A 24891-nucleotide genomic window follows, 5' to 3' on the forward strand; every position below is an offset into this window, starting at 1 on the left:
GGCTCCGGCGGCACCAAAGGCTCCGGCGGCACCAAAGGCTCCGGCAGCACCAAAGGTTCCGGCGGCACCAAGGGCTTCGGCGGCACCAAGGGCTCCGAAGTCTGCTGGGACTTAGCGCCCGGCGGTATTCTGCCTGCCTTTACAGGTGAACCGTCCGACTGTGGCGAGGCCGGTGAAAAGGTGATCTACGCAAGCGGCGGCACCTCGGGGCAACATCCGACCCTCAACGACATCTTCGGGCTGATGACCCAGCCCATGAACGATGACGAACCACCGCCCGAAGAGATGATGGACGACCCCGAATGGGAGCCCGATGCGGTCTGATCCGCGCATGAAACCAGACAGGACCGGCCCAGCGCCGGTCCTGTTCCGTCGATAGCCTCCCGGATCAGTCGCGTCGGATGCCCAGCCGCGCCCCGATCGCCGGGTCCGCCGGCAATGCCTCATGCGCCGCGGCCATGCGCGCAATCCGCGCCTGTGCCCAATCCGGAAACGGCGCCCCGCGCCCGGTCTCCTGGCTGACATTCATCAAGAGCGCCTCCTGGGTGGCGCAAAGTGCATCGTCCCGCTCCGAGATCATCCGGGCGAAATAGACCATCCGCTTGGCATCATGATCGAGCAGCAGGAACTCTACCCGGAAGCCCTCGCCTTCCAGCAACTCGCGTCGGAACTGGACATGAGACTGAAGGATGTAGGGACCGTATCCGGCGGTCTCGACATAGGTCTTGCCGGTGCCCAGATGCTCTTCCAGCATCACGTCCAGCGCCTGGTCGAAGGCCACCCCGTAATACCCCACGTTCATGTGACCGTTATAGTCGATCCATTCGGGGCGGACGGCAAAACCCCTGACGTCGACCGGTGCGGGATAGGGGCCATCGTGGCCGCTCTGGGGGGTGGACTGGGATAGCATTCGGCCTCGGCACCTCTACTGGGTTACGACATTCTGCAAATCAAAGATCGGCAGCAGCACGGACAGCACGATGACCAGCACGCCCGCGCCCACCACCATCATCAGGATCGGCTCCAGCAGCGCGGCAATGCGCTTGCGTTCGGTGCGCAATGCATTTTCGGTCAGAACCGCGGCCCGTTCGGTCATTCGTGCCAGATTGGCCGACTGCTCGCCGACGCTCATCAGTTGCAGCACCACCGGCTGTATGATGGACATGGCGGCCACCGCATCCGAAAGGCGCGCACCCGCGCGGACCGCCTCGGCCACCTTGTCGGCCTCGTGCCGGAACCGATCCACCGTAAGCACTCCAGCGGCGCTGTCGACGGCGCGAAGCACCGCATGACGGCTGGTCAGGACCAGAGCCAGCGTGCGCAGATACTGCACCGCGGCTGCCTGTCGTATCAGGCCACCCACCAGGGGCACCCGAAGCAGCACCGCGTCACGCAGCGCGCGGGCCCGCCGGTTTCTCATCGCTGCCACATAGCCCAGCACAACCGCTGCCCCACCGCCCAGCAGCCAGGGCCAGTTGCCGGTGATCCAGTTGCTCGCCGCAAGCATCGCCACGGTCAGCGGCGGCATCTCGCGACCCGACCCCTGGAACATCAGCACGATCTCGGGCGCCACCGTGGTCATCAGGATACCGCAGACCAGCAGGGAAACCGCTGCCACGAACATGGGATAGATCAACGCCGTGGAGATCTGCGCCCGGTCGGCTCCGGCGCTTTCGAGATGTTCTGCCAGTTTCTGGAAGACCTCGGCAACGTCGCCCGACGTCTCGCCGGCCCGGATCGAAGCGGTGTAGTAGGGCGGAAACCCCGCGCCGCTGCCCTCGAGCGCATCCGACAGCGATTGACCATCCAGAAGCGCCGCGCGCGCATGGGCCGCCAGCCCTTCCATGGCAGGGCCAGCACCGCCGGTACGTACCGCTTCGAGCGCGAATTCACTGGTCAGCCCGGCCGATAGCAGAACCGCCATCTGCCGTGTGAACACCGCCTGCATATCGGAATTGAGCCGGTTTCGCCGAGTCCCGCGACCGGCAGCCGTGCGCAGGCTGACCCGTCCGCGCAACTCGGCGACAAACAGGCCTTTCTGCTTCAGCATCTGGGTGGCGTGGATCTCGCTTTCGGCGATGACCGTCCCGGACTTGCGCCGCCCCTCGGCGGTGAAGGCGGTATAGGCAAAGGCCCTCATGCGGTGTCACCCACCACACGCAGTGTTTCCGACAGGCTGGTCGTGCCGGCGCGCACCTGCAACAGGCCCTGGCCGATCAGTGTTTCGCGGGGATCCAGCGCAAGGGTCCGCATTTCCGCCTCCGATGCAGCGCGATCCACGGCATCGCGCAGCGCGGCGTCAAGCTCGAACATCTCGAAGATCCCGACCCGGCCTGCATATCCGGACCCGTTGCAGCCATCGCATCCACCAGCGGAATAGACCTGTTCCGGCACATCCACCCCGTGCCGGACAAAGTGTTCGCGTTCCGCGACCGAAGGGGCATGCGGCCTGCGGCAGGCCGGGCACAGGCGGCGCAGGAGCCGCTGCGCGATGACCGCGCGCAGGGTCGATGCGATCAGGAAATCGTCGACCCCGAGGTCGCGCAACCGCGTGATCGCCCCGACCGATCCATTGGCATGCAGCGAGGAGAAGACCAGATGCCCGGTCAAGGCCGCTTGCGCCGCGACCGATGCCGTTTCGGTGTCGCGGATCTCACCCACCAGGATGACATCGGGATCCTGCCGCAGGGTCGCGCGCAACCCGGCGGCAAATGTCATTCCGATGTCGGCGTTGATCTGGGTCTGCGATGTCGACGGAAGGTCGTATTCGATCGGATCCTCTACGGTCACGATGTTGCGTTCGTGCAGGTTCGACAGCTTCAACAGCGAATAGAGCGTCGTCGTCTTGCCGCTTCCGGTGGGGCCCGTGGCCAGAATGATACCGTTCGGAAGCGCCGACAGGCGTTCCAGCAGGGCGATCTGGTCGGCCTTCAGGCCAAGCGCGTCAAGCGGCAGAAGCCCTGTCGAACGATCGAGAATCCGAAGAACGATGCGCTCGCCATAATTCGACGGCAGAGTGGAAACCCGCGTGTCGATCAGTCGCCCGCCCAGCCGTACCGGGATGCGCCCGTCCTGCGGCAACCGGGTTTCCGCGATGTCCAGCCCGGCCATCACCTTGAGGCGCGAAACGATTCGTCGCACAGGAACGTCCTTGCGATCCAACAGGGTCTGCAAAAAGCCGTCCTTGCGCATCCGGACGCGCAGCCCCCCCTCGTGCGGCTCGACATGCAGGTCCGAGGCGCCGGCCTGAACCGCGCGGCGCAGCAACTGGTTTACCATCTCGATCACCGGCGCGTCCTCGACCTCTTCCAGCAGGTCGCGGTGGCCGGCCACCCGGTCGGTCTCTTCCAGATCGAAGGTCAGTTCGGGTTCGGATGTATCGGCGGCGCCCGCCTGGTAGACCCGCGTCAGCGCCAGTTCGAAATTGGCCTGGTCCTCGTTGATCAGCTCCAGTCGTCGGCCTGCGCGGCGGCGCGCCTCGATCAGACCCGGGGCCGTCGCGTGCGGCCCCGCGATCAGCCGGGCCCCATCCAGCAGAACCTGATGATCGCGCGCAAAGCCGAACGGCAGCCGCACCGCCTCAGAACTGGATTCGGGGCGGGAGAAGGGGGAAGTTTCTGGATTGCGCGACATCGTCCACGAAACCTGCGTCAAACGGTTGGTTCAAATCCGAGCCGTCATAAGGGAAAATGCCGCTCGGGGTCTTGGGTAATTGTTCACCATCCCGCGTGGCCATGGCAAGTGTCGCGCGTCGGGCATCCTTGGCGGCCTTGTCCGCAAGCCGCCGCGCCTCGGCGTCCGAACTGATCACCCGCGGCCGCAACATGATCAGCAGGATGCGCTGATCCTTGGCCGCGTTCTTGCCGCGAAACAGGGAGCCCAGAACCGGGATTTCCGAAATCGTCGGCACCCGTTGCGATTGCGAAGTCGATGCGTCTTCGAGCAGCCCTCCAAGCATCACCACATTGCTGTCGCGCACCAGAACCGTCGTTGTCAAAGACCGGTTCGCGGTGATCTCGCCGCCCGATGCGGCCGTCGAATTGGTCAGGCGTGATACTTCCTGCTCGATCACCAGTCGAACGGTGTCCTCGCCATTCACCTGCGGCGTCACTTTCAGCGTCAGGCCGACATTCTGCCGCTCGATGGTCTGGAACGGGTTCTCGGGGTTGTTGGTCGTGCCGACGGTGGTAAAGCTGCCGGTGACGAACGGCACGTTTTGCGCCACCACGATCTCGGCTTCCTTGTTGTTCAAAGTCATCACCGAGGGTGTCGCCATCAATCGCGTGGAATTCGTCGTTGCCACAGCAGAGATGAAGCCGAAGAAGGCGTCGTCATCGGTCTGACGGCCACCGCCGAGAATGCCACCGTTGCCCGGCGAGATCGGGTTGCCGTTGACGGCGGCTGTGATCAGGCTGGTCAAGGTCGGGCGGTTTTGCAGATCGAACTGCACGCCGCCGACCAAAGCGTCGTTGAGCACTGCGCCGAACTGGACCGAAAGATCCGAAAACCCCTCGACCGACATCTCGAAGATGACCGCCTCGACCAGAACCTGTTCGGGCCGCTGATCGAGATAGCGGATCATGGCGATGATGTTCTGTATCCGGTCGGCGGGCGCGGTAATCAACAGAGAGTTGGTTGCCAGATCCGGCACGATCGAGATCGCAGCGCTTTCACCCGAAACCTGCTGCTGCCCGGTGAACGAACGCAGCACCACATCGGCCAGAGCGGTGGCATCCGCATAGCGCAGCTTCTCAACCGCCGAGGCAATGCCCGCATCCTGCGTGTCCAGGCGGTTTGCCAGAACCCTGATCTGGTCTGCCAGGCTGATCGGCCCCGCCACGATCAGGGCGTTGGACCGCAGATCGACGGTCACGCTTGCCTCGGGCGGCACGATGTTCAGGGACTGGACGACCTGCAGCAGATCGCCGGCGTTGGCATTGTGGACCTGCACCAGCGTCACCGGCTGCTGGCGCGGTTCATCCAGCCGCCGGATGAGTTTCTCGATCTTGGCGAAATTGTCGCCGCGATCCGACAGGATCAGCATTCGCGATCTCGGAACAGCGGTCAGAACAGCCTCGGCCGGCAAAAGCGGGCGAACAACCTCGACGACTTCCTGCAAGGGCACATTGACGACCTCGATCACCCGGGTCTCGTACCCGCCGTCCAGTACGACCTCGCTCCCGGTGGAAAGCTCGCGTGCCGAGGAGATCGGCACGATGCGATCGGCGTCTCTGCCCTCGACAATGGTGAGCCGGTTCAATTCCAGAACATTGAGGAAAACTTCGTATAGTGCATCGGGCGGCAGTCCGTCGGGCGCCAGCACGGTAACCGTACCACGCACGTTGGGATCCAGGACAAACCCTCGGCCGGTCGCATCCGCGACGATCGAAACGAAGCTGCGCAAGTCGGCGTCACGCAGGTCGAGATTGACTTGCGCCTGCGCCGACGGGGCGCAACACAGGTTGGCAAACACTAAGGACGCGACCGCAAAGGCGCGCAATTTCCCAAAGAATTTCATCGGCTTGGCCTGCCTGACTTGACGTTTTTCTACCCACGTTCCGGGGCATTCTGCTCGTTATTGCGGCGAGTTTAGCGGATTTGTGGAAAAAAGAACACTGCAATGATGCTCAACGACGGCGGAACTGTTGCTATCTGGCGAATTCCAGCACTTCGCGGCCGCGCCCGGTCTCGAGCAACAGGCCGGTTTCGTCGATCCCTGCGACGGTGACGCCATCGGCAAGGATATCTCCCACCCTCAGGATCCGTTCGCCCGTCGGATGCGAGACAATGGCCCATGTCTTGCCACTCAGCTCGACAGTGCCTTTCAGAACATACCCCAGGCTCGACACGGGCGGTGACGGCGGTTGCGGAGGTACAGGCGGCGTGGGTGGCTCCGGGGGGGCAAGCTCGAGCGTTCCGAAAAGCGCCGGCCACTCGGTCTCCCGGCGCTGCGCGGATGCAGGAGGTTGCGGCCGCGGTGCACCGGCCACCGCCGCGGCCTCCAACGCCTCGGGCGGAGTGCCGCTCAGAACCCGGCGCAGTTCCATCCCCGCCAGGCCGACACCGGCCAGCGCCAGAAACGTGAAGACGGCCGCCAGTAACCGAACTGCCATAGTTGCGCCCTTTCCGTCCCGGCCCGATGGACCGGATGACCCGAACTGTATTAAAAGGAAAGAAAATACAAAAGAGCAGGTCACGAAAATGAACAAGATATGGAAACCGGCGCTGGCCGGCGCTTTGTGGTTGGTCTTGTCCAGTTGCGACGAGGGCGCAGTCGGTCCTGACGGGTTCCAGCGGGAATACACCACGTCCCGCAACGCGTTGGAGACCGGCAAATTCGACAAGGCCTCGCGCGGGTATGCGCGGCTTCTGCAGAATTCCGGCAGATACGAGCCCTGGGTGCGGCTGGAGTATTCCCATGCGCTTTTGCGGGCGAACGAGTTCCAGGCCGCGGCCGAACAGGCGCGGACCCTCGCAGCCTCCCAGACCGGACCTGCGCGCAGCGCGGCACTTGTCGTGCAGGGCACCGCCGAACACGAGCTCGGCATGACCAAACCGGGAGCCGAAGGCGACGCCTATCTGCGCTCGGCCCGCGCGGCATTGACCGAAGCGTTGAACGAGACACCCGAACTCGACCGTTACGGAGCGCTAACGGCGCGCAAGGCACGGCTCGACCAGCAGCTTGGCGGCTGACGGGCGCTATCCGCGCGGCACAAGGTTGAAACTGGCTGCGACCACCCCGGGTTCCGCGCCACGCTCGACCCGGAACAGGGAGATGTCGTACCCCCAGCCGAGCGAAACGTCGCCAAGCCATTCGCCAAGCGCGACGAACGGGACATCCTCGAACCGCAACTCGATGACATCGCCGCCCCGGCGCGAAAGATCGGTTACATGTTCGCGCAAACCGGCAGCTATAAGAGTGTTTTCCAGTCCGGCAATGCCGATGGGCCGGGTGTCGACGCCCTGCCCCGCCTGTCGCAGCCGAGCCGCCGTTTCCGCCCCTTCCAGAACCCACTGACGCAGGACAAGCGCATCGGCCAGTTCGGTCCGGGCAGCATCCCGGCGCTCGATCAGGGGCTGCAGGATTCCGATCCAGACTGCGACCGGAAAAACCACCAGGGCCAGCGCCGCCAGCAGCAAGCGCTCGCGGCGGGTAAGGCCCAGCAGGAAAAAGATCAGCCTTTCCCCCATCAGCCGCCCTCCGCACTGGTGACCACCAGTTCGACGCGCACACCACCGCCTGGCTCGTCCAGTCCGCTTTCGGCCACCCGAGCGGCAAGACCAGCCGCTTCCAATCGGCTGACAAGCCTGTCCTGACTGCCGAAATCGGGCACTGTCAATTGCACCCGGAGACCCGTCGCACCGCCATATTCGATGACATCGGTCATGGCCTCGACATCCCTCAGCACGACCATCGTCCGCTCGGTCAGTTCCAGCGGCGAGCGCCGGTCGTTTTGTGCCTCGGCACGGGCACGCAAAAGGTCGAGCGCATTTCCGACCTGAACCCGCAGGTCCAGGACCGGGCCATCAGGAAGGATTTCGGCGCGTGCGAGCGCAACCGCCTCTGCCCGCGTCGCCAGGGCGAGTGCCCTTGCCTGCCGGGTCTCGACGATCAGAGCGGCGGCCCAAATCGCGGCCGCCAACATCGAAAGCAGCACGGGCCATCGCCACGGCAAAACGGTCCGCGCCATGCGAATACGATCCTGCTGCGGGTCCTGGCCGATATCGACGCTTTCCTCACCATGGGCGAATACCATGGGCACCGGCAGATTTCTGTCCGCGGCTTCGGCTGCCGCACCCAGCACCGCCAGATCATGCGTGTTCCACAGCGCATCGAAGCCCGGCAGCCGGTCGCCCTGCCAAAGAACGGCCTTGGGTTTCCTGTCGATCAGCGCGCGTTCGAAAATGGTCCGCGCCAGGTCCGGTTCGGCCGTGAAGCCGTCGAAAGGCCCCATCCGCACCGAAATCTGACCGTCCTGATGCGATACGGTCCATATGTCCGGCGCGGCAGGCAGGGACAGGTAATCGGGCAGAACCGCTCGGCACCCCTCTCCCGCTTCCACCCTCCACGCGGCGACCTGCGCCTTGTCGGCGACCAGCATCCGGGTCCAGCCCTGGGGGCGGTCGGGATCGCGCAGCGGCCGCAGTTCCGTCCGCGCCGGGTCAAGCCCCATGAGGTCACGCAACTGGCGTTCCGCGATCCGTTCCCGCTGGACTCCGCGCACCCTGTCCGGAAGATCCACCGCAACCAGCGGTGCCTGGGCGCCGGGAACCAGCGCAACCTGCCCCGCCACGGCCTGCCCGACCGGAGCGAATTCCGGCATCGCGCGTGCACTGCTTCTTCTGTTCCGGCGCGAGGCGCTCATTCCCTACTCCTGATACGGTACTCCACCCGGGCGCGTCTTTCGGCGCCTGCGCGGCGGATCACCGTGTGCCGAGACAGTATCGTATCTCCCAGCGTCGCCGAAGCTTCCACCATGAACCAGTTGGATTCAACGGAGAACCTTGTCTCGTCGACCGAATCCGGATCGGCATCGCTGGCCTGCCCGATCGTCAAGAGAAACGCCTCGACCGAAGGATACGGATCCCTTGCCCGGTTGCTCAGGACTTCGCGTATCGCGGCGGCAGGAACCTGCGGCAGAACCGCCATCAGGACGGCGGCCGGTGCCGTGTTGACATTGATCGCCACGTCCGGCGCCGCAGCGGCCACTTGCGCCAACCGGGCCAGCGCATCCGGCGTCATTCCCGGAACGGCACGCAGCTGGTCGATCGCAACCAGCGTGCCGCCCCGCGGATGGATCGGTATGGGGCGGCCGCCATAGCCCGCAAGCGGAGGTGTGCCATCGGTGCCCAGAAAATCCGCAACCGCCTCGGCCTGGGCCACGCTGAGGCCGACGGCCTCTGCCAGAGCCAGAAACTCGGCACGCATCTCGCCGGACCCGCTGCCGGTCAACCGGTTCAGACTGTAGCGGCCTTGCAGATCGACGATGCGACCGGCCACGCGCCCGCGGTCCAGCTCGACATTCAGCGCGGTCGCGGCCCATTCATCTTCCAGGCTGTCCAATGCAGGGCCGCGCAGATCCCGGTCAAGAACGGTCAGCGCCAATGCATCAAACCCGTCCAGATACAGATCGGTCTGCATCCATTCCTGCCCCAGCGCCAACCGGGTGCGCCCTGCCTGCGCCCGGCTGAGCAGCACAAGCGCCACCACTGCAAGGGCTGCTACGATCAGAAGCGCGTTGACCAGAACAAATCCCCTCTGCGCTCTCATCGGTAGACCTCGACCAATGGCACCGGCCCGTAACCCTCCAGTGTGACCGTGACTTCGACCGCGTCAGGCAAGGCCAGTACGATCTGGTTCTCCGGCAGCTCCGTCCAGTCCAGCCAGCCCTGGCCGTCGGAGTAGACACGCAGGTGCAGCCGCTCGACCCCGGTCAGCATCGTAGTTTCGGGCGAAACCTGGCCTGGCTGTGCCGGGGTCAGGGTCGGCCAGACCCGGCGCAGCAACGCCCCGCGGCTGCGGTCGAAACGCCATTCAACCCGGCGCATCCCGTCATCCCCCGGCTCACCCATCGAAGGCTGCCCGGCCAGAGACAGACGCAGCACCGGCCCGGGATCAATCATCTCGAGCGATGAGAACTCGACACCACCCGGCTGCACGAAAGACGCGGGCACCGCATGTGCCAGATCCCGCCGCAACAACGTCAGCGCCAGGCTCGCCTCGGCGGTGCGGGCCTCCACTTCCCGATAGCGGTCCTGCGCCCGCAGCGTCCCGTTCAGCACCGACAGGCTCATCACCGCCACAAAGGCGAACAGCGCCATCGCAATCACCAGTTCGATCAGGGTCAGACCCGCATCCCGCCGCATCTCAACGTCCCGACGCAGGCAGATAGGAAACGAGATGCGCACCAGGCCCGGAGTCCGCGCGGGCCGTTACGGTCACTTGCAACAGCCCTCCAGCCGTGCGCTCGGTCGTTGTCTCCAGTGCAAAACCGTATGGTCCGATCTGGGCACGCGGCGCAGGTTCGGGCGCATCGGTCACGATGGCAAGGCGCAAAAGCCTGATCTGATTTGCCGCGACGATCTGCGCCAGCATCCGCTCGCGCTCCTGGCCGATCTGGTCCCCGGCGTCTCCCATCACGCGATAGGTGCCCAGGGTGGCCACCGACAGGACGAGGATGGCCACGACCAGCTCAAGCAGGGTCAAGCCCCGCTCCTGTCGCGGCGCGATCAACCTGCGCCGCATGAGAGTCCCCCCCATCCGTCGCCCCGACAGCGCAACGCACCGTCGCCGGTGCCAAAAATTACCTCGAACGCGCTGCTGCGCCCATCCGGAAGAAACCGGATTTCAGGAGCGCGCGCGGCCGGGTCCGAAAGGCGCTCTGCGCGAAAGCGTACCGGTGCCTGCCAGGCAAGACGCACTCCCTCGCTGCGCCATCCGTCCGGCCCGGCCTCGGCCAGCTGCCAGCCGCGCACGTCCAGATAAAGCCCGTGCGCCCTTCCCGAATGCACCGCCAGACTGCGCAACCGCTCATGCGCATCGCGAAACACCGCGGCGTCCCCCTGCTCCAGACCGGGACGGCGCGTTATCAGCAGGGCCGATCCCACCGACAACACCGAAAGGATCGCGATCACCACCAGCAATTCGACCAGGGTGAAACCCGCCTTTGCCCATTGGTCCCCCGGCGTCAGTTGCTCTGCCAAGAGCCGATGTCCGAATTGGCGCCGGTCCCGCCCGGTTGCCCGTCCGCGCCGTGGGAAAAGATGTCGAAGGCCCCGTGCACCCCGGGTTGCAGATACAGGTACTCGCGCCCCCAGGGATCCTTGGGCAGGCGGGCGATGTAACCGCCGCTTGCCCAGTTCGGCGCCAGCGGTTCACTGCTTGGAGGCGCAACCAGCGCCGATAGCCCCTGCGCCGTGGTCGGGTAAACGAAATTGTCGAGCCTGTAGAGCGAAACGGCGCTGGACAGCGCCGCGATGTCCGATTGCGCCCGCGCGGCGCGCGCCTGGTCGGGACGGTCAATGACCCTTGGCACGATCGCGAGGGCAAGAACCGAAAGGATGACCACGACAACCATCAGTTCCAGCAGGGAAAAGCCCTCGTCCGCCGGGTTGGCCGCAGCCTTCGTTTGCACCGCAAGCTGTTGCTTTTGCATCGTGTATCACCCTATCACTGTTGGCATCCTATGCCTCGCGTGCCTTTGCTGGCAAGTCGCGCGCCCGGGCGCAAGCCCGTTCTTCGCCCGACCCGCAGGCAACAGGGCACTGCCGAACCCGCGAAAGGACCGTTGTTGCCTCTGACAGACCCCCTTGTCCTGCTGCTTCTGCTCGCCGGACCGGCGGCGGGTTCCTTCGTTGCAGTGTTGGCCGACAGGCTGCCAAGGGGCGAGGATGTTCTGGCCAGACCCTCGGCCTGCCGGTCTTGCGGCGCCCGCCTTCGCCCGGCCGACATGATTCCGGTACTCTCCTTTGCAGTGGCGCGGGGACGCTGCCGCAAGTGCGGCGCGGCCATTCCTCCCTGGACGCTTTACTCCGAGCTTGCAGCGGCCGGGCTTGCGGTGCTGGCGGTTCTCGCCGGAGGACCGGCGGCTTGGATCTGGGCTACCGCACTGATGCTCTGGCTTCTGCTGGCACTGGCGCTGTGCGACCTGATGTGGTTCCGTCTCCCCGATGCGCTGACAGCCGCCCTGCTGGCGGTCGCCCTTTGGCGCGCCACGATGCCGCCTGGCCCGGGCCTCTGGATGGCGGTCAGCGGTGCCGTCGTGGGTTGCGTCGCGCTCGGGCTGGTCCGCCTGGGCTATGCCCGCCTGCGCAAACGGGAGGGCATGGGGCTGGGGGATGTCAAGATGATGGCCGGGCTGGGCGCGTTTGCCGGCCCATGGTTGCTGCCGCATCTGATGCTGGTCGCAGCCTTGTCCGGCCTGGTGCTGGCCTTTGTCGGACAGCGGTTTACGCGCCGTCCGTTGTCCTCGAAAACGCGCCTGCCGTTCGGCACTGCGCTTGCCTTTGCCGCCGGAATGGTATGGCTGGCGACCACCCCTGTATTCTGATCTCGCATGCAGCAACGACATGCGCTAGGCTTTCGCCAAACAACTGACACTCGAGCACTCCGATTAATCATATGTTCATTCGTACCGGTCTCATCTGCCTTGCCGCGCTTTTTCTTTTCGCCCAACCTCTGACCGCCCAGACGATCACGGCAGACAGTGATACGACCGAAACGGAGCCGGGCGCCGAACAGCCCGAGATGGCGGCGCTGGTTCAGGCCTATCGCAACGGAGATTTCGTGACTGCCCGCGCGGGATTGGCCCAACTGGCCCCGGAAGGTACGCCCAATGCCAAATACCGCTATGGCCGCATACTCTACGAAGGGCTGGGCGGCCCGCAGGATCTTCCCGGCGCAGTGTTCTGGCTGCAACAGGCGGTCGATGATAACCACGTCGAGGCCGCCACGCTGCTTGCCCAGCTCTATCGTGACGGCAAGGGCGTCGAAGCTGACATGTCGAAATATGTCTCGCTGTTACAAAGGGCGGCGACGCGCGGCGACCGGAGCGCCCAGTACCTGCTGGGTATCGCCTATCAGACCGGCGATGGAGTGGCGCAGGATGACGGCGCCGCGTTCAGCTGGTTTCTTGCCGCGGCCGAACGACAGCACCCCCAGGCCGAATTGGCACTCAGCCGGGCCTATGCCCGAGGACAAGGCACGGCGCCCGATCCGCAGAAGGCGTTGGACCACATGCAGGCCGCAGCCTCCAATGGCCTGCCCGAGGCGCAGTTCCTTCTGGCACTGAACCTGGACAGCCAGGGTCCGGCGGCGGCGGATGACGCGCTGATCTGGTTCCGGCGTGCGGCCGAGAACGGCGTACCCGCGGCCCTTCGCATTCTCGGCACCCGTTACCTCACCGGCAACGGCGTTGACAAGAACATCGATGAAGCCCTGCGACTGCTGACCCGAGCAGCCGATCTGGGGGATGCCGGCGCGATGTCGAACCTGGGCTATATCTTCGCCTCGGGCGATGGGGTGGAGCAGGACGACGCCACCGCGTTCGAATGGTATGCGCGCTCTGCCCGCAGCGGCCTGCCGCGCGGGATGCTGGCGCTGGCCCTGTTCTACGAGAAGGGGCGCGGCACCGACATCAACATCCAGCTCGCCGAGAAATACTACCGTGCCGCTCTTGCGGGCGGCGTCCCGCAAGCCGCAGTACAACTGGGCCGGCTGGCGCTTGCCGGCGCACTCGAAGGGCGTATCGACGACCAGGACAGGGCGGCCTGGATCGCGGCAGCCGCAAAGGATGGCGACGAAGCCGCCAGGGCATGGCTGGAAGAAAAGTCCGAGGTCGGGATCGGGGCCGCACGGATTGAACTGGCGGGATTGTTGCTCGATGACGAAGCGACCCAGGCACGGGCCGCCGAATTGCTGTCAAAGGCCGCGGCGAACGGGGACCAGACGGCACAGTTCCGTCTCGCCGAACTCTATGCCGCCGGCACCGGGGTCGCGGTCGACCCGGTTCTTGCCTATCAATGGTACAACATCGCCGCCGCAACCGGCATGGAGCGCGCCGCCGAGATGCGCGAGGTCATCGCCCAGTTGATGACGCCCGAGCAGATCGCACAGGCACAATCCCTGTCACGCGCGTTCTTCGACGACGCTGTGGGCGGAACCACGGCGCCAAAGGCCGACGAATGACCAGCTTGCGCGCCCTGTTTCTGTGCGCGGCCGTGTTGGCCTCGCCGATGGCTGCCCCCGCGATGGCGCAGACCGGCCCGCAAACCGATCTGCTCGAAAGGGCCCGATCCGGCGATTCAGAAGCCCAGGTCGCCCTTGCCGACCAGTTGCGTACCGGCGACGGGCTTCCTCAGAACTTTGCCGAGTCGGCCAAATGGTACGCCCGGGCGGCTGAAAGCGGCGACCCGGCCGCCCTGAACCGACTGGGCCAGATGAGGTTTGCGGGCCTGGGAGTGGCGCAGGATCACGCATTGGCGCTGGATCTTCTGAGCCGGGCTGCCGCTTCGGGCGATGCCCGGATGATCCATGATCTGGCGCAGGCGCTTGACAGCGCTCCGGGCGATCTTGCCGATCATGCGCGCGCGGTTCAACTGTATCGCCAGGCCGCCGGACTGGGTTTCGAGGAAAGCGCCGTCAGCCTTGCGGCCCTTCTTATCGAGGGGAGAGGAACCGCGGCGGACCCCGATCAGGCACGCCGTCTGCTGGAGCCGATCGCGGCGCGGGGGCACCCGAAGGCGGCCAACAATCTGGCTTTGCTTTTCGTCCGTGGCGACGGGGTGGAGCAGGACTACGCGCGCGCCGCCGAACTGTTCCGTATCGCCGCGGACGCCGGAATGCCCGAAGCGATCCGGAACCTCGGCGTGTTGTACGAGAACGGGTTTGGGGTGCCGCAAAGCGACGAAGAGGCCGCCAGTTTGTACCGGCTCGCGGCGTCGCTGGTCAGCCCGGAGCCGGCCAAGACACTGCCGCCTCTGTACGATCCTCACCTGATACCGTTCACCGGCTCGCAGGATGAACTGGACCACATCATGGCTCGGGCCGAAACCGGCGACCCGGTCGCCATCTCCACGGCCGGCATGGCGATTCTGGCCGTTCAGAACGATTTTTCCGCTCATGCCGAAGCGGCCCGTTGGTTCCGCCGCGCCGCCGAGGCCGGGCACGGCTATTCCATGGCCAATCTCGGGGTGCTCTATTTCCGGGGCAGCGGCGTGCTTCAGGACTACGTTCTGGGTTACATGTGGTTGTCCCTGGCCAAGGCGGCGCAGGTCGAAGAGGCGGCGGCGATGATGGAAATCGCCCTGCCCCGAATGACACCGGCACAGGTGGCAGATGCCCAGGCGCGCGCCGCGGCACTCTGGCAGAAGTGGCACCCCTGATTCGAATGTCCCCGGCCAAAGTCCGGGTACGATTTCCATCGGGTCTGACGCCCTCCTGCCGTGGCAGCCAAGTGCTCCGGGTTGCATTCGCCGGCCGGCGGCAGACTGCGGGAAGGGCCTGTTCGGCGCGATGAGTGCAGCCACCGGGCCAAGTGGGGCACTTTTCAACTGCACCACGATTCCAAACTGGAAACAGTTTTGCTTGCCCGATCGCTCCGGAAAGAAAACGGAAACTTCCGCCCCCGCTGAAAAACCTTTATTTTTCCTTCTAATTTTTCCAATGGTGGAGTAACCTAGCGTCAGTCGTGAGCAAAAAACCGGGGAACGGTGCAGGCGGCAGTTTTTGTTATTGGAGGTCAAGGCGTGTTGAGACTGGTTCGCTTTTGGGTTGCTACAGGCAGTCTGGCCTTGGCTCATTCCGCCATAGCAGCGGAACCCACTGCCCAGCACAACACGAACGCCTTCTGGTTCGAGAACTGGGGCAGCCTGACCAACGCCACCCTGGTGATCGAATCGCCAAGCGGAAAGATCTATGAAGTCCGCGCCGCTAGCGGCACACCCGTGTTCCAGCTTTCGGGGCAGGAAACGATGGACGGAGTTTACTCCTACGAATTGTCAGCGGCGACGGACGAGCAGGAAACCATCGCAAATCCGATAGACAACGGCCGTGGCAGCGCGGCCCGTGATACGCGGGCCAAGCCTTACTACCTGACCGGGGCATTTCATGTCTCGCGGGGCGTCATAATCACGCCCGAAAAAGTTTCTGAAGACGGTGACTAGTCTTTTTACAGGGAAATGAAAGAGTAGGTAACAATGACCAAAGTGAGATTGAGCGCACTGGCGCTGCTTGGCACCACGACCGGCCTCGTCGGATTGCAGACCCAGACGGCGCATGCGGACATCATACATGCTGATGACGTGATCATTCAATTCAGCCTCTGCGTGGGCAACGACTGCGTGAATGGTGAAAACTTCGGCTTCGACACGGTGCGGCTGAAAGAGAACAACCTGCGGATCCATTTCCAGGATACCAGCGGCTCCTCCAGTTTCCCCAGCAATGACTGGCGGATCGTCATCAATGACTCGAGCAACGGCGGCGACAACTATTTCGCGGTCGAAGACTCCAATACGTCGCGGCAAGTGTTCCGGGTGGATGCCGGCGCCCCGGCCAACTCGCTGCGCGTCGACAGCGCCGGCGACGTCGGTATCGGTGAAAGCAACCCTATCGTGGAACTGCACATTCAGGACGGCGATTCGCCTACCGTCCGACTGGAACAGGACGGATCGTCGGGCTTCACCCCGCAGACCTTCGACATCGTTTCGAACGAGGCCAACTTCTTCATCCGTGACGTGACCAACGGCAGCCAGCTGCCGTTCCGGATCAAGCCGGGCGCGGATACGGACGCGCTGTTCATCGCTGCCGATAACGATATCGGCATAGGTACGGACTCGCCGGCAGCTCCCATGCACATCAGACGCAGTACCGGCGGCTTCCTGTCGATGATCGAACTTGAAAACAACGGCCCGGTTGCGCTGATCATGGACAACAACGATGCCTCGACTCCGGTCGAATGGCGGATAGGACAAATTCCGGGAAGCACTGATCTGGTTTTCGTGACACCGGACGCAGTGGGCGATGAGTTCAAGCTGAGCACCGGTGGCAATCTTACCATCACCGGCAACTTCATTTCCGGTAGCACGACGCTGAACGTCCCTGACTATGTGTTCAGCGAAGATTATGAACTGCGTCCTCTCAACGACGTTCGCGCTTTCATCAAAGCCAACAGTCATCTTCCCGAGGTTCCGTCGGCAAGCCAGATTGCCGCGGAAGGGCTGGACATGAACAAGATGCAGATGGTTCTTCTGAAAAAGGTGGAGGAACTCACTCTCTACACCCTGGCTCAGGAAGACCGCATCTTGGCGCTCAGCGAGGAAGTGCAAAGGTTGTCTCGCTGACTTTCATTTGCTGAACTGATCCGGAAAGGCTGTTCACCTCAACCGTGAATGGCCTTTCCCATTTGAGAGCATTGTGCAATTCCTTTCTCATAACAGACTGCAGGAAAGCGTTTCAATGAAGTCCCGCACTCCGTACTCCGAACTACCCGCGAGACAGTTTTGGCGCACCGCAGTTGCAGAACCGGGACCATTCGGGCTTCAGGATCTACATCGTCCCAAGTTCCAGATCTCGCCTGATCACAAGATCATCACCGCAGGTTCGTGTTTTGCTCAAACTCTGAGCCGCGCCCTGAAACAAAGGTCCTACACTTGGCTGGACGCCGAACCGGCACCTCCCATGATGCTTCCGGAAACAGCGCGCCGGTACAACTATGGAATTTTTTCCACACGAACCGGAAACATCTATACCGTTGCGTTGCTGCGCCAATGGCTGGATTGGGCGTTCGAGCCCGAAACCGCCAATCAGGAAACCTGGCTGGGAGAAAACGGTCGGCTATACGACCCTGTTCGCCCGACAGTTGAACCCGAAGGATTTGCGGACGAAACCGCCTTTCTGGCGGCAAGAGAGCAAACTTTCGCGTCACTGCGGCAAGCCATTCGCACAGCCGATATCTTGCTGTTTACACTCGGGTTGACCGAGGCATGGTTGAACCGTGAAACCGGTATGATCTATCAGATGTGTCCAGGTACTCAGGGCGGAGAGTTTGATCCTGCCCGGCACGAGTTGGTCAATTACTTTTCCGACGCCATCTTGCGCGATTTCGAGGCGATCATGCAGCGGCTAAAAGTCGAGAACCCCGATATCAAGGTCATATTGACCGTGTCGCCGGTGTCCCTGACGGCAACGGCAGTACCCGACAGCCATGCCCTGGTCGCCAACACCTATACGAAATCGACCCTGCGCTCGGTCGCCGGCGAAGCAACGCGCAGGTGGAAGAATGTCGACTACTTTCCCAGCTACGAACTGGTCGCGGCACCCGCGATGCGCGGAATGTTCTACAACCCGAACCAAAGAACCATTTCTCCGGCGGGGGTCGATTTCGTAATGCGGCACTTCTTCCAAAGCTATTCTGGATCATTGACCGCAGTGCCAGGCTTGCAGGCGGCAGGCATGCGGCCTGCATCGCAGGACGATGAACCTGTTTGCAACGAAATGATCCTGGATTTCTACAATGAGCGCTGATCTGTTCCTGATCGGAGACTCGCATATCATCGCCTTGTGCGAGGCAGCCGATGCCCGCGGTTGGTCATGGCAAGGCGGTCCCCTGGGCACGGGGATGCAGTTGGAGCAGTGCTTCTGGCGCCAGCAGGGAACCGAATTTGTTTATACTGGAACGGGCGAGAACCTGATCGGTCACCGTTTCAAGGATCTGTTGACCTTTGACGGGCCGATCATATCCACACTTGGATTCAACTCACATCGTTTCGCTATCGACTTCGCAAGTTATGCCAAGTCGAGACAGTTGGCTCCTTTGCCAAGTGTATTGTCCGACCAGGCTTTTGCCGACACGGTTCGGGACTCCAGACGTAACGCGCTTGCATTCTACCGCCTCCTCTCCGACCATTCACGGGAGGTATACTTTACTTGTTCACCTCAGAGAGTGGCAAGTTCCCTGCTGCCGGTGTTACGTGCTTTCGAAGACGTTTTGATTGACGAGGTCGCCGCGACAGGCGCTCGTTTCATCGATTTCAGGCACCTGGCCCTGGACGACCATGTTCTGCGCCCGGAATTCTGCAATGCAAAGGACCAGATGCATGGCAATGCAAAACTGGGGGGCCTGATACTGGACGTGTTTGAAGAAGCCCAATTTTCGATCGCCAAGACGGGAAGCCTGAAAGAATGAACACCATTTCCCTGCCGACAAATTCAAAAAGACTGCTGATTGCGGGCCTGATCCTGTTCACTCTCGCCTATATGTTCTGGACCGGCTCGCGCTATCCTGAACTTGACGAAAAAGCGATGATGTCCGGTGCGATCCAGCTTGAGGATCCACTGGGGTTCGAGGCGAAGTACACCCTCAACCCCGATATGGGTGTGATCGAGCGGATTTTCTATTCGACGCTGAACTGGATCAATACCAACAAGAAGGGCATGACATTCGGTGTCCTCTTTGCTGCCGCCCTGCTGACCGCGCTGGAGAACATCCGCCGCCGTACCTTTGGCGGCGGGATGCGCGACTCCTTCATGGGGCTCTTGCTGGGTACGCCGCTTGGCGTCTGCGTGAACTGTGCCGCACCGATCGCGCGCGGCATGTATGCGGGCGGGCTCAGGGCGGAAACCACGCTCTCGGCTATGATCGCCTCGCCGACGCTGAACGTCGTGGTGCTGACGATGCTGTTCAGCCTTTTGCCGGTCTACATGGCCCTGACGAAAATCGCGCTCAGCCTGCTGCTGATCCTTGCGATCGTGCCGCTGATCTGCCGCTGGTTGCCCGCCGAACAACTGGTTGTTGCCCCCTCGGCTCAGGTGCAGACTCCGTGGAGTGCCGTCGAGACCGGCCTGGACCGGCAGCCCGAAACGCTGGTTGCCGCCATTGGGGCCACGGGCCTGCGCTTTGCACATAACTTGTGGTACATCGTGCGCCTGACCGTACCGCTGATGCTGCTCGCGGGCATTCTTGGGGCGATCGCGGGTACGCTGTTGCCGCTCGACCGGATTTCCGAACTTCAGTTCGGCCTGATGGCCCTGATCTTTGTCGCCATGGTCGGTGTATTCCTGCCGGTGCCCATGGCCTTTGACGTGGTCGTGACCGGTGCCCTTGTCGCCGCCGGCCTGGCGCCGGGTTTCGTGATGACATTGCTCTTTACCCTGGGCAGCTTTTCCGTGTTCTCGTTCTTCATCATCGCGCAGGCAATCTCGTTTCGGGCCGCCTGGATGCTGACCCTTGCGGTGGTCATCCTTGGCATCGCGGGCGGGATCGGCGCACAACGCTATCACCAATGGCAAAGCGACCGCGCGCTCGAACTGCTGCTGGGGGCGGAACGGTTCCTGTTCTCTCCGGCGCATGCATCCGAGGCGATGCCGCGCGTATCCAGCCCCGACGCGTCACGGATCACGCTGGCCACCGTGCCCTTTGCCCCGCGTTCAGCCGCCTCGGACCTGCCCTTCGAACGCCTTGAGGCGCGTGAGATCGGCATCTCGAAACCGCTGGAGTTCTCCATGCGCGACATGTGGCCCCCCTTCTGGGAAGGCCGCTCGGTGAGCTCGGGCGACATCGACCGCGACGGCGATCTGGATGTCGTGATCGCCTCGACCGAGAAGGGGGTTTATGTTTTCGAAAACGACGGCACGGGACGGTTCACTGCACGCCCGACCCCGCCGGCCCCTCTGGGCGGCATGCCGGTCTTCAACGCCGCGTTGAACGATCTGAACCGTGACGGCTGGCCCGACCTGTTCCTGACGACCTACCTTCAGGGCAACTTCATTCTGTGGAACCGGGACGGCCAGTTTGACTGGGCCGACGCGGTGCCGGTTCCCAATCGCGACGACGCCATCCTGACGCTATCCCTGGCTTTCGACGATCTGGACGCCGACGGATATCTCGACGTGGCCCTCGGCAACTGGGCCGCCGGCTGGTACAGGCGCGTGCCGGGCGAGGAGGCCCGCAACCGAGTGCTTCTGTCCGCCGGCAAGGTGATGGATGGGCAGGCCTTTGTCGATTTGCCGGGCATCCCCGGCGAGACCCTTTCGATCCTCTTTTCCGACGTGAATGCCGATGGTCGCGCGGATCTGCTGGTCGGCAATGATTTCGAAGTTCCCGACTACTTCTACCTCAGCTCACCCGAGGGCGGCCTGCGCGCCGTTACCCATGACGACGGGCTGATCCCACATACGACAACGACGACAATGGCCATAAAGACCGGCGATCTGTTCAATGACGGCAGCCCCGAAATCTATCTCGCCCAGATCGCCGGCCGATCCTCTGGTGTTTCGGCAACACTCAAGATGCAGCCGCTTGGACAATATTGCGACAAGATCAGCGATCCCGATGACCGCGCCACCTGCATGCGGAACATGGAGATCAAGACCTGGTACAAGTCCGGCAACAATTTCGACCCGACCTATGCCGGACGCTGCGAACAACTCGAAGGCCGTTACAAGGACGAATGCAAGGCCATGCTGATCAAGGATCTGGCGATTCAGCGGCGTGACTCCTCGCTGTGCCGGCTGATCCCGGAAACCCAGCCGATCCCGGCAGCCTACTGCCGTATTCACTTCGCCCCCTCCCGGGCCCCAACCGCCGAAGAAAGCCAGTCTGCCATCGCACAGATCCTGCGCTCGAATGTTCTTCTGGAAAAGGATGGGGCGGCCTTTGACGATACGGCAAAGACCCGTGGACTGGAAATCGGAGGCTGGAGCTGGGACACCAAGATCGGCGACTTCGACAACGACGGCCATCTCGATGTGTATGTGGTGAACGGAACCTGGGTCCCGAACGAGGTCAGCCCGTCGAACCTGTTCTTTCATAACGATGGGCATGGCAAGTTCGTCGAAGCCTCCGGTCCTTTCGGCCTTGAAGACTATCTGATGACCGCCTCTGCCACCCTGTTCGATCTCGACAATGACGGTGACCTCGACCTGCTGACACATACGGTGAACGGTCCGCTGGCGGTCTTCAGGAATGGCGGTCAGTCAGGAAACGCGCTGACGCTCGAACTCGATGACGGCTCAGGCAACCGGCAGGGCATAGGCGCCCTTGTCCGGCTGACCTTCGACGGAGGCAGGACCTTGACCCGCGAGATCCAGAGCGGCGGCGGTTTCATGTCGTTCGACGCCCCGCGCGTGCATTTCGGTCTGGGCACGGCAACCGGCGCCGACAGGCTGGAAATTCACTGGCGGACGGGCGATCCCACCGTGATCGAAGGCCCGATCGATGCGGGCCAGCTGCTACGAATCAGCCGCGCCCCGGAATGACCGCTGGTCTCGGTCCTGGAGAACCGTACCCGCGCGCGTCATCTTGAAGGGAAAGCAGGTCAAACGCCGTTCTCCGCACAGGCGCGCGGTCGGCGGAAAGGGCGCATCCGGATGGGTGCCGTTATTGGGGCGAAACGTGAAACCTTTCGACCGCCAGCCCTACTCGATCTCGGCAGCATGATCGGCGGGTCCGAGACGTTGCCGGCATCCAGTGGCAAGGACAGGCTGACGAAACGGCGGCACATGACAGTCCTCTGCGCGGTTCCGGCACAGACCAGGACTTTCCGCCAAAACCGGCCAATCGCAGAGGGGGGCGCTGCCCCCCTCGTCCCGTGCGAAGCCTCGCAAACGCTCTACTCTGCGGCCAGCGCCCCGGATTTTTCGACGCGTACCGCCGAATATTTGAACTCGGGGATCTTGCCGAAGGGATCAAGCGCCGCGTTGGTCAGGATATTGGCCGCCGCCTCGACATAGGCGAAGGGCAGGAACACGTTGTCCTCGGCCACCGCCCGGTCGGCACGGACCATCACCTGCACCGATCCGCGCCGCGTGGTCAGCCGGATCATGTCGCCCGGCTCGATCCCCATGGCGCGCAGGGTGCGCGGGTGCATCGAGCAGTTGGCCTCGGGCTCGACCGCGTCGAGCACGCTGGCGCGCCGCGTCATCGACCCGGTATGCCAGTGTTCCAACTGACGCCCGGTGATCAGCACGAAGGGATAGTCCGCATCGGGCCGCTCGTCGGGCGCGACGATCTTTGCCGGGGTGAAGCGGGCCCGCTTGTTCGCACGCGGGAAGCCGTCACCGAAGACGATGGCCTGGCCCGGATCCTCAGGGCTGAGCGAGGGATAGGTGACCGCCTCGCCCTCGAGCCGCGCCCAGGTGATGTTGTCGAGCGACTTCATGTTGCGCTTCATTTCGGCGAAGATCTCGCTGGGATGGCTGTAATTCCAGTCGAGGCCCAGGCGTTTCGCCAGTTCCACCTCGATCCACCAGTCCTCGCGCGCCTCGCCCGGCGGCGGCACGGCGGGCCGGCCCATCTGCACCTGCCGGTTGGTATTAGTCACGGTGCCGGTCTTTTCCGCCCAGGCGCTGGCGGGCAGGATCACGTCGGCATAGTTCGCCGTCTCGGTCAGGAAGATATCCTGCACCACCAGGTGATCGAGCATCGCGAGCGCCGCGCGGGCGTGGTCCACATCCGGGTCCGACATCGCCGGGTTCTCGCCCAGGATATACATGCCCTTGATGTCGCCGTCATGGATCGCATGCATGATCTCGACCACGGTCAGGCCCTTCTGGTTCGAGAAGTCTCCGGAGTTCCAGACGCTGGTAAAGGCCGAGCGCACGCCGTCATCGGTCACCGACTGGTAATCGGGCAGGAACATCGGAATGAGACCCGCGTCGGACGCGCCCTGCACGTTGTTCTGCCCCCGCAAGGGGTGCAGCCCGGCGCCGGGCTTGCCCACATTGCCGGTCATCAGCGCCAGAGAGATCAGGCAGCGCGAGTTGTCGGTGCCGTGGATATGCTGGCTGACGCCCATGCCCCAGAAGATCATCCCCGCCTTGCCCGTGGCAAAGGTGCGGGCGGCGGCGCGCAGCTCCTCTGCCGGGATGCCGCAGACGGCTTCCATCTTCTCCGGCGTATAGTCGGCCAGATGCGCCTTCATCTCCTCCCAGTTCTCGGTGAACTGGTCGATATAGGCTTGGTCATACAGCCCTTCCTCGACGATGACGCTCATCATCGCGTTCAGCATCGACACATCCGCGCCGGGCTTGAACTGCAGCCGGTGGGCGGCGAACTTGCCCATGCCCACGCCGCGCGGATCGCAGACGATCAGCTTGCCGCCGCGCTTGGCGAACTGCTTGAAATAGGTGGCGGCGACGGGGTGGTTCTCGATCGGGTTGCAGCCGATCACCAGCGCCACGTCGGCATTCTCGATCTCGTTGAAGGTCGCGGTCACCGCGCCCGAGCCCACATTCTCCAGCAGTGCCGAGACCGAGGAGGCATGGCAAAGCCGGGTGCAATGGTCGACGTTGTTGTGACCGAACCCCTGGCGGATCAGCTTCTGGAACAGATAGGCCTCTTCGTTCGAGCATTTGGCGCTGCCGAAACCCGCCACATAGGTGCCCTTCCGGGCGCGCAGGTCGGCCAGCCCCTTGGCGGCGGCATCCAGCGCCTCGTCCCAGCTGGCCTCGCGGAAATGCGTGAGCGGGTTGGCCGGATCGACGTTCAGCCCCTTGGGCGCGCCCTCCAGCCGGATCAGCGGTTTGGTCAGCCGGTGCGGATGCTCGACATAGTCGAAGCCGAACCGCCCCTTGACGCACAGCCGGTTCTCGTTGGCCGGGCCGTCAACGCCGGTCACATACTTGATCTTGTTGTCCTTGATCTTGAAGCTCAGCTGGCAGCCCACGCCACAGAACGGGCAGACGGATTCGACTTCGCGGTCGTAATCCTTGCTGTCGCCATGCTGGTAGCTGTCGAGTACCGTGGCCGGCATCAGCGCGCCGGTGGGGCAGGCCTGCACGCATTCGCCGCAGGCCACGCAGGTCGAGGCACCCATCGGGTCGTCCTGGTCGAAGGACACCTTGGCCAGATGACCGCGATAGGCCATGCCGATCACGTCGTTGACCTGTACCTCGCGGCAGGCGCGGACGCAGAGATTGCAGTTGATGCAGGCATCAAGGTTGACGCGCATCGCCACATGGCTGTCATCCAACAGCGGCACATGCGCCGCGTCGCGCGCCGGGAACCGGCTTTCGCTGACGCCATTGGCCGCCGCCATGTCCCAGAAATGGCTGGACACGTCATGAGCCACCTCGGGCTGGTCGGCGACCAGCAGCTCGACCACCATCTTGCGCGCCTTCTCGGCGCGGGCGCTGTCGGTTTTCACCACCATGCCCTCGGCCACCGGCCGGATGCACGAAGCGACAAGCGTACGCTCGCCCTCGACCTCGACCATGCAGGCCCGGCAATTTCCGTCCGGGCGGTATCCGGGGCTGGGTTTATGGCACAGATGCGGAATGACCAGTCCCCGGCCATGCGCGGCCTCCCAGATGGTCAGACCCTCGGGGACGGTCACGTCCTTGCCGTTCAGATTGAATGTCACCTGCTGGATTGCGTTGCCGTCGGGCATGGGTGA

23 protein-coding genes are annotated in these 24891 nt (G+C 63.5%); 10 read left to right on the plus strand and 13 right to left on the minus strand.

The annotated features are described in order from the left end of the window. On the plus strand, positions 1 to 324 hold a 324-nt coding region (locus BLT75_RS24470; protein WP_218128979.1), incomplete at its 5' end, for a hypothetical protein. A gap of 64 nt (positions 325 to 388) precedes the next feature. Here the strand turns inward: BLT75_RS24470 and BLT75_RS19790 are convergent. From BLT75_RS19790 to BLT75_RS19810, 5 genes are all read right to left on the minus strand, one after another. Next, positions 389 to 910 (minus strand): thioesterase family protein, encoded by a 522-nt coding sequence (locus BLT75_RS19790; RefSeq protein ID WP_093036095.1) that lies wholly within the window; start codon positions 908 to 910, stop codon positions 389 to 391. Between the two features lie 15 nt (positions 911 to 925). After that, positions 926 to 2140 (minus strand): type II secretion system F family protein, encoded by a 1215-nt coding sequence (locus BLT75_RS19795; RefSeq protein ID WP_093036097.1) that lies wholly within the window; start codon positions 2138 to 2140, stop codon positions 926 to 928. Then, a complete protein-coding gene (locus BLT75_RS19800; RefSeq protein WP_093036100.1) occupies positions 2137 to 3633 on the minus strand; it encodes a GspE/PulE family protein in 1497 nt (498 codons plus the stop codon). Before BLT75_RS19800 ends, BLT75_RS19795 begins: the two co-directional genes overlap by 4 nt. Beyond that, entirely contained in the window at positions 3581 to 5518 is a 1938-nt protein-coding gene (gene gspD / locus BLT75_RS19805; RefSeq protein ID WP_093036103.1) for a type II secretion system secretin GspD, read from the minus strand. Before gspD ends, BLT75_RS19800 begins: the two co-directional genes overlap by 53 nt. A 130-nt stretch (positions 5519 to 5648) precedes the next feature. Continuing rightward, positions 5649 to 6113 (minus strand): hypothetical protein, encoded by a 465-nt coding sequence (locus BLT75_RS19810; protein ID WP_093036106.1) that lies wholly within the window; start codon positions 6111 to 6113, stop codon positions 5649 to 5651. Between the two features lie 88 nt (positions 6114 to 6201). Between BLT75_RS19810 and BLT75_RS19815 the strand changes: the two genes are divergently transcribed. Next, a complete protein-coding gene (locus tag BLT75_RS19815; protein ID WP_093036109.1) occupies positions 6202 to 6693 on the plus strand; it encodes an outer membrane protein assembly factor BamD in 492 nt (163 codons plus the stop codon). Between the two features lie 6 nt (positions 6694 to 6699). Here BLT75_RS19815 and gspM read toward each other — a convergent pair whose 3' ends face one another. From gspM to gspG, 7 genes are read right to left on the minus strand one after another with little or no spacing between them, the layout of a single operon-like run. After that, entirely contained in the window at positions 6700 to 7191 is a 492-nt protein-coding gene (gspM, locus tag BLT75_RS19820) for a type II secretion system protein GspM (RefSeq protein ID WP_093036112.1), read from the minus strand. Further along, the gene (locus tag BLT75_RS19825; RefSeq protein ID WP_143028606.1) at positions 7191 to 8366 is read right to left on the minus strand and encodes a type II secretion system protein L; all 1176 of its coding nucleotides are present in this window, start codon (positions 8364 to 8366) and stop codon (positions 7191 to 7193) included. Before BLT75_RS19825 ends, gspM begins: the two co-directional genes overlap by 1 nt. Then, positions 8363 to 9271 carry a type II secretion system minor pseudopilin GspK gene (gene gspK / locus BLT75_RS19830; RefSeq protein ID WP_093036118.1) on the minus strand — a complete coding sequence of 303 codons (909 nt, stop codon included), beginning with the start codon at positions 9269 to 9271 and terminating at the stop codon, positions 8363 to 8365. Before gspK ends, BLT75_RS19825 begins: the two co-directional genes overlap by 4 nt. Beyond that, positions 9268 to 9867, minus strand: coding sequence for a type II secretion system minor pseudopilin GspJ (gene gspJ / locus BLT75_RS19835; RefSeq protein ID WP_093036121.1), 600 nt, complete (start codon positions 9865 to 9867; stop codon positions 9268 to 9270). The genes gspK and gspJ overlap by 4 nt, the downstream gene beginning before the upstream one ends. Before the next feature lies 1 nt (position 9868). Next, a complete protein-coding gene (locus tag BLT75_RS19840; RefSeq protein ID WP_093036124.1) occupies positions 9869 to 10261 on the minus strand; it encodes a prepilin-type N-terminal cleavage/methylation domain-containing protein in 393 nt (130 codons plus the stop codon). After that, positions 10231 to 10704 carry a prepilin-type N-terminal cleavage/methylation domain-containing protein gene (locus tag BLT75_RS19845; protein ID WP_093036127.1) on the minus strand — a complete coding sequence of 158 codons (474 nt, stop codon included), beginning with the start codon at positions 10702 to 10704 and terminating at the stop codon, positions 10231 to 10233. Before BLT75_RS19845 ends, BLT75_RS19840 begins: the two co-directional genes overlap by 31 nt. After that, the gene (gene gspG / locus BLT75_RS19850) at positions 10689 to 11156 is read right to left on the minus strand and encodes a type II secretion system major pseudopilin GspG (protein WP_093036130.1); all 468 of its coding nucleotides are present in this window, start codon (positions 11154 to 11156) and stop codon (positions 10689 to 10691) included. Before gspG ends, BLT75_RS19845 begins: the two co-directional genes overlap by 16 nt. A gap of 135 nt (positions 11157 to 11291) precedes the next feature. Here gspG and BLT75_RS19855 point away from each other — a divergent pair, with 135 nt between their 5' ends. The 8 genes from BLT75_RS19855 to BLT75_RS19900 all read left to right on the plus strand — a co-directional run bounded on the left by BLT75_RS19855 (position 11292) and on the right by BLT75_RS19900 (position 21754). Continuing rightward, positions 11292 to 12050 (plus strand): prepilin peptidase, encoded by a 759-nt coding sequence (locus BLT75_RS19855; RefSeq protein ID WP_176828145.1) that lies wholly within the window; start codon positions 11292 to 11294, stop codon positions 12048 to 12050. A gap of 71 nt (positions 12051 to 12121) precedes the next feature. Next, on the plus strand, positions 12122 to 13687 hold the full coding sequence (locus BLT75_RS19860; protein ID WP_093036135.1) for an SEL1-like repeat protein: 1566 nt from the start codon (positions 12122 to 12124) through the stop codon (positions 13685 to 13687). Further along, positions 13684 to 14883, plus strand: a complete 1200-nt coding sequence (locus tag BLT75_RS24160; RefSeq protein ID WP_176828147.1) for an SEL1-like repeat protein — start codon at positions 13684 to 13686, stop codon at positions 14881 to 14883. Before BLT75_RS19860 ends, BLT75_RS24160 begins: the two co-directional genes overlap by 4 nt. Positions 14884 to 15246: 363 nt before the next feature. Further along, a complete protein-coding gene (locus BLT75_RS19880) occupies positions 15247 to 15663 on the plus strand; it encodes a hypothetical protein (protein WP_143028608.1) in 417 nt (138 codons plus the stop codon). Positions 15664 to 15696: 33 nt separating this feature from the next. Then, complete coding sequence (locus tag BLT75_RS19885) at positions 15697 to 16839, plus strand: hypothetical protein (RefSeq protein WP_093036141.1); 1143 nt, start codon at positions 15697 to 15699, stop codon at positions 16837 to 16839. A gap of 73 nt (positions 16840 to 16912) precedes the next feature. Continuing rightward, on the plus strand, positions 16913 to 18022 hold the full coding sequence (locus tag BLT75_RS19890) for a GSCFA domain-containing protein (protein WP_143028609.1): 1110 nt from the start codon (positions 16913 to 16915) through the stop codon (positions 18020 to 18022). Beyond that, positions 18012 to 18683, plus strand: a complete 672-nt coding sequence (locus tag BLT75_RS19895) for a hypothetical protein (protein ID WP_093036147.1) — start codon at positions 18012 to 18014, stop codon at positions 18681 to 18683. Before BLT75_RS19890 ends, BLT75_RS19895 begins: the two co-directional genes overlap by 11 nt. Beyond that, positions 18680 to 21754, plus strand: a complete 3075-nt coding sequence (locus BLT75_RS19900; protein ID WP_093036149.1) for an FG-GAP-like repeat-containing protein — start codon at positions 18680 to 18682, stop codon at positions 21752 to 21754. Before BLT75_RS19895 ends, BLT75_RS19900 begins: the two co-directional genes overlap by 4 nt. A gap of 353 nt (positions 21755 to 22107) precedes the next feature. Here the strand turns inward: BLT75_RS19900 and fdhF are convergent, their stop codons facing one another. Then, positions 22108 to 24885, minus strand: coding sequence for a formate dehydrogenase subunit alpha (gene fdhF / locus BLT75_RS19905; protein ID WP_093036152.1), 2778 nt, complete (start codon positions 24883 to 24885; stop codon positions 22108 to 22110). Positions 24886 to 24891 lie beyond the last annotated feature (6 nt).

Source organism: Ruegeria marina (assembly GCF_900101475.1).
GTDB classification, from domain to species: Bacteria; Pseudomonadota; Alphaproteobacteria; order Rhodobacterales; family Rhodobacteraceae; genus Ruegeria_B; species Ruegeria_B marina.

Bases quoted from the DNA above. Each gene is read 5' to 3' on its own strand.
- BLT75_RS19790 (WP_093036095.1), bottom strand. From the start codon at position 910: ATGCTATCCCAGTCCACCCCCCAGAGCGGCCACGATGGCCCCTATCCC.
- BLT75_RS19795 (WP_093036097.1), bottom strand. From the start codon at position 2,140: ATGAGGGCCTTTGCCTATACCGCCTTCACCGCCGAGGGGCGGCGCAAG.
- BLT75_RS19800 (WP_093036100.1), bottom strand. From the start codon at position 3,633: ATGTCGCGCAATCCAGAAACTTCCCCCTTCTCCCGCCCCGAATCCAGT.
- gspD (WP_093036103.1), bottom strand. From the start codon at position 5,518: ATGAAATTCTTTGGGAAATTGCGCGCCTTTGCGGTCGCGTCCTTAGTG.
- BLT75_RS19810 (WP_093036106.1), bottom strand. From the start codon at position 6,113: ATGGCAGTTCGGTTACTGGCGGCCGTCTTCACGTTTCTGGCGCTGGCC.
- BLT75_RS19815 (WP_093036109.1), top strand. From the start codon at position 6,202: ATGAACAAGATATGGAAACCGGCGCTGGCCGGCGCTTTGTGGTTGGTC.
- gspM (WP_093036112.1), bottom strand. From the start codon at position 7,191: ATGGGGGAAAGGCTGATCTTTTTCCTGCTGGGCCTTACCCGCCGCGAG.
- BLT75_RS19825 (WP_143028606.1), bottom strand. From the start codon at position 8,366: ATGAGCGCCTCGCGCCGGAACAGAAGAAGCAGTGCACGCGCGATGCCG.
- gspK (WP_093036118.1), bottom strand. From the start codon at position 9,271: ATGAGAGCGCAGAGGGGATTTGTTCTGGTCAACGCGCTTCTGATCGTA.
- gspJ (WP_093036121.1), bottom strand. From the start codon at position 9,867: ATGCGGCGGGATGCGGGTCTGACCCTGATCGAACTGGTGATTGCGATG.
- BLT75_RS19840 (WP_093036124.1), bottom strand. From the start codon at position 10,261: ATGGGGGGGACTCTCATGCGGCGCAGGTTGATCGCGCCGCGACAGGAG.
- gspG (WP_093036130.1), bottom strand. From the start codon at position 11,156: ATGCAAAAGCAACAGCTTGCGGTGCAAACGAAGGCTGCGGCCAACCCG.
- BLT75_RS19860 (WP_093036135.1), top strand. From the start codon at position 12,122: ATGTTCATTCGTACCGGTCTCATCTGCCTTGCCGCGCTTTTTCTTTTC.
- BLT75_RS24160 (WP_176828147.1), top strand. From the start codon at position 13,684: ATGACCAGCTTGCGCGCCCTGTTTCTGTGCGCGGCCGTGTTGGCCTCG.
- BLT75_RS19885 (WP_093036141.1), top strand. From the start codon at position 15,697: ATGACCAAAGTGAGATTGAGCGCACTGGCGCTGCTTGGCACCACGACC.
- BLT75_RS19895 (WP_093036147.1), top strand. From the start codon at position 18,012: ATGAGCGCTGATCTGTTCCTGATCGGAGACTCGCATATCATCGCCTTG.
- BLT75_RS19900 (WP_093036149.1), top strand. From the start codon at position 18,680: ATGAACACCATTTCCCTGCCGACAAATTCAAAAAGACTGCTGATTGCG.
- fdhF (WP_093036152.1), bottom strand. From the start codon at position 24,885: ATGCCCGACGGCAACGCAATCCAGCAGGTGACATTCAATCTGAACGGC.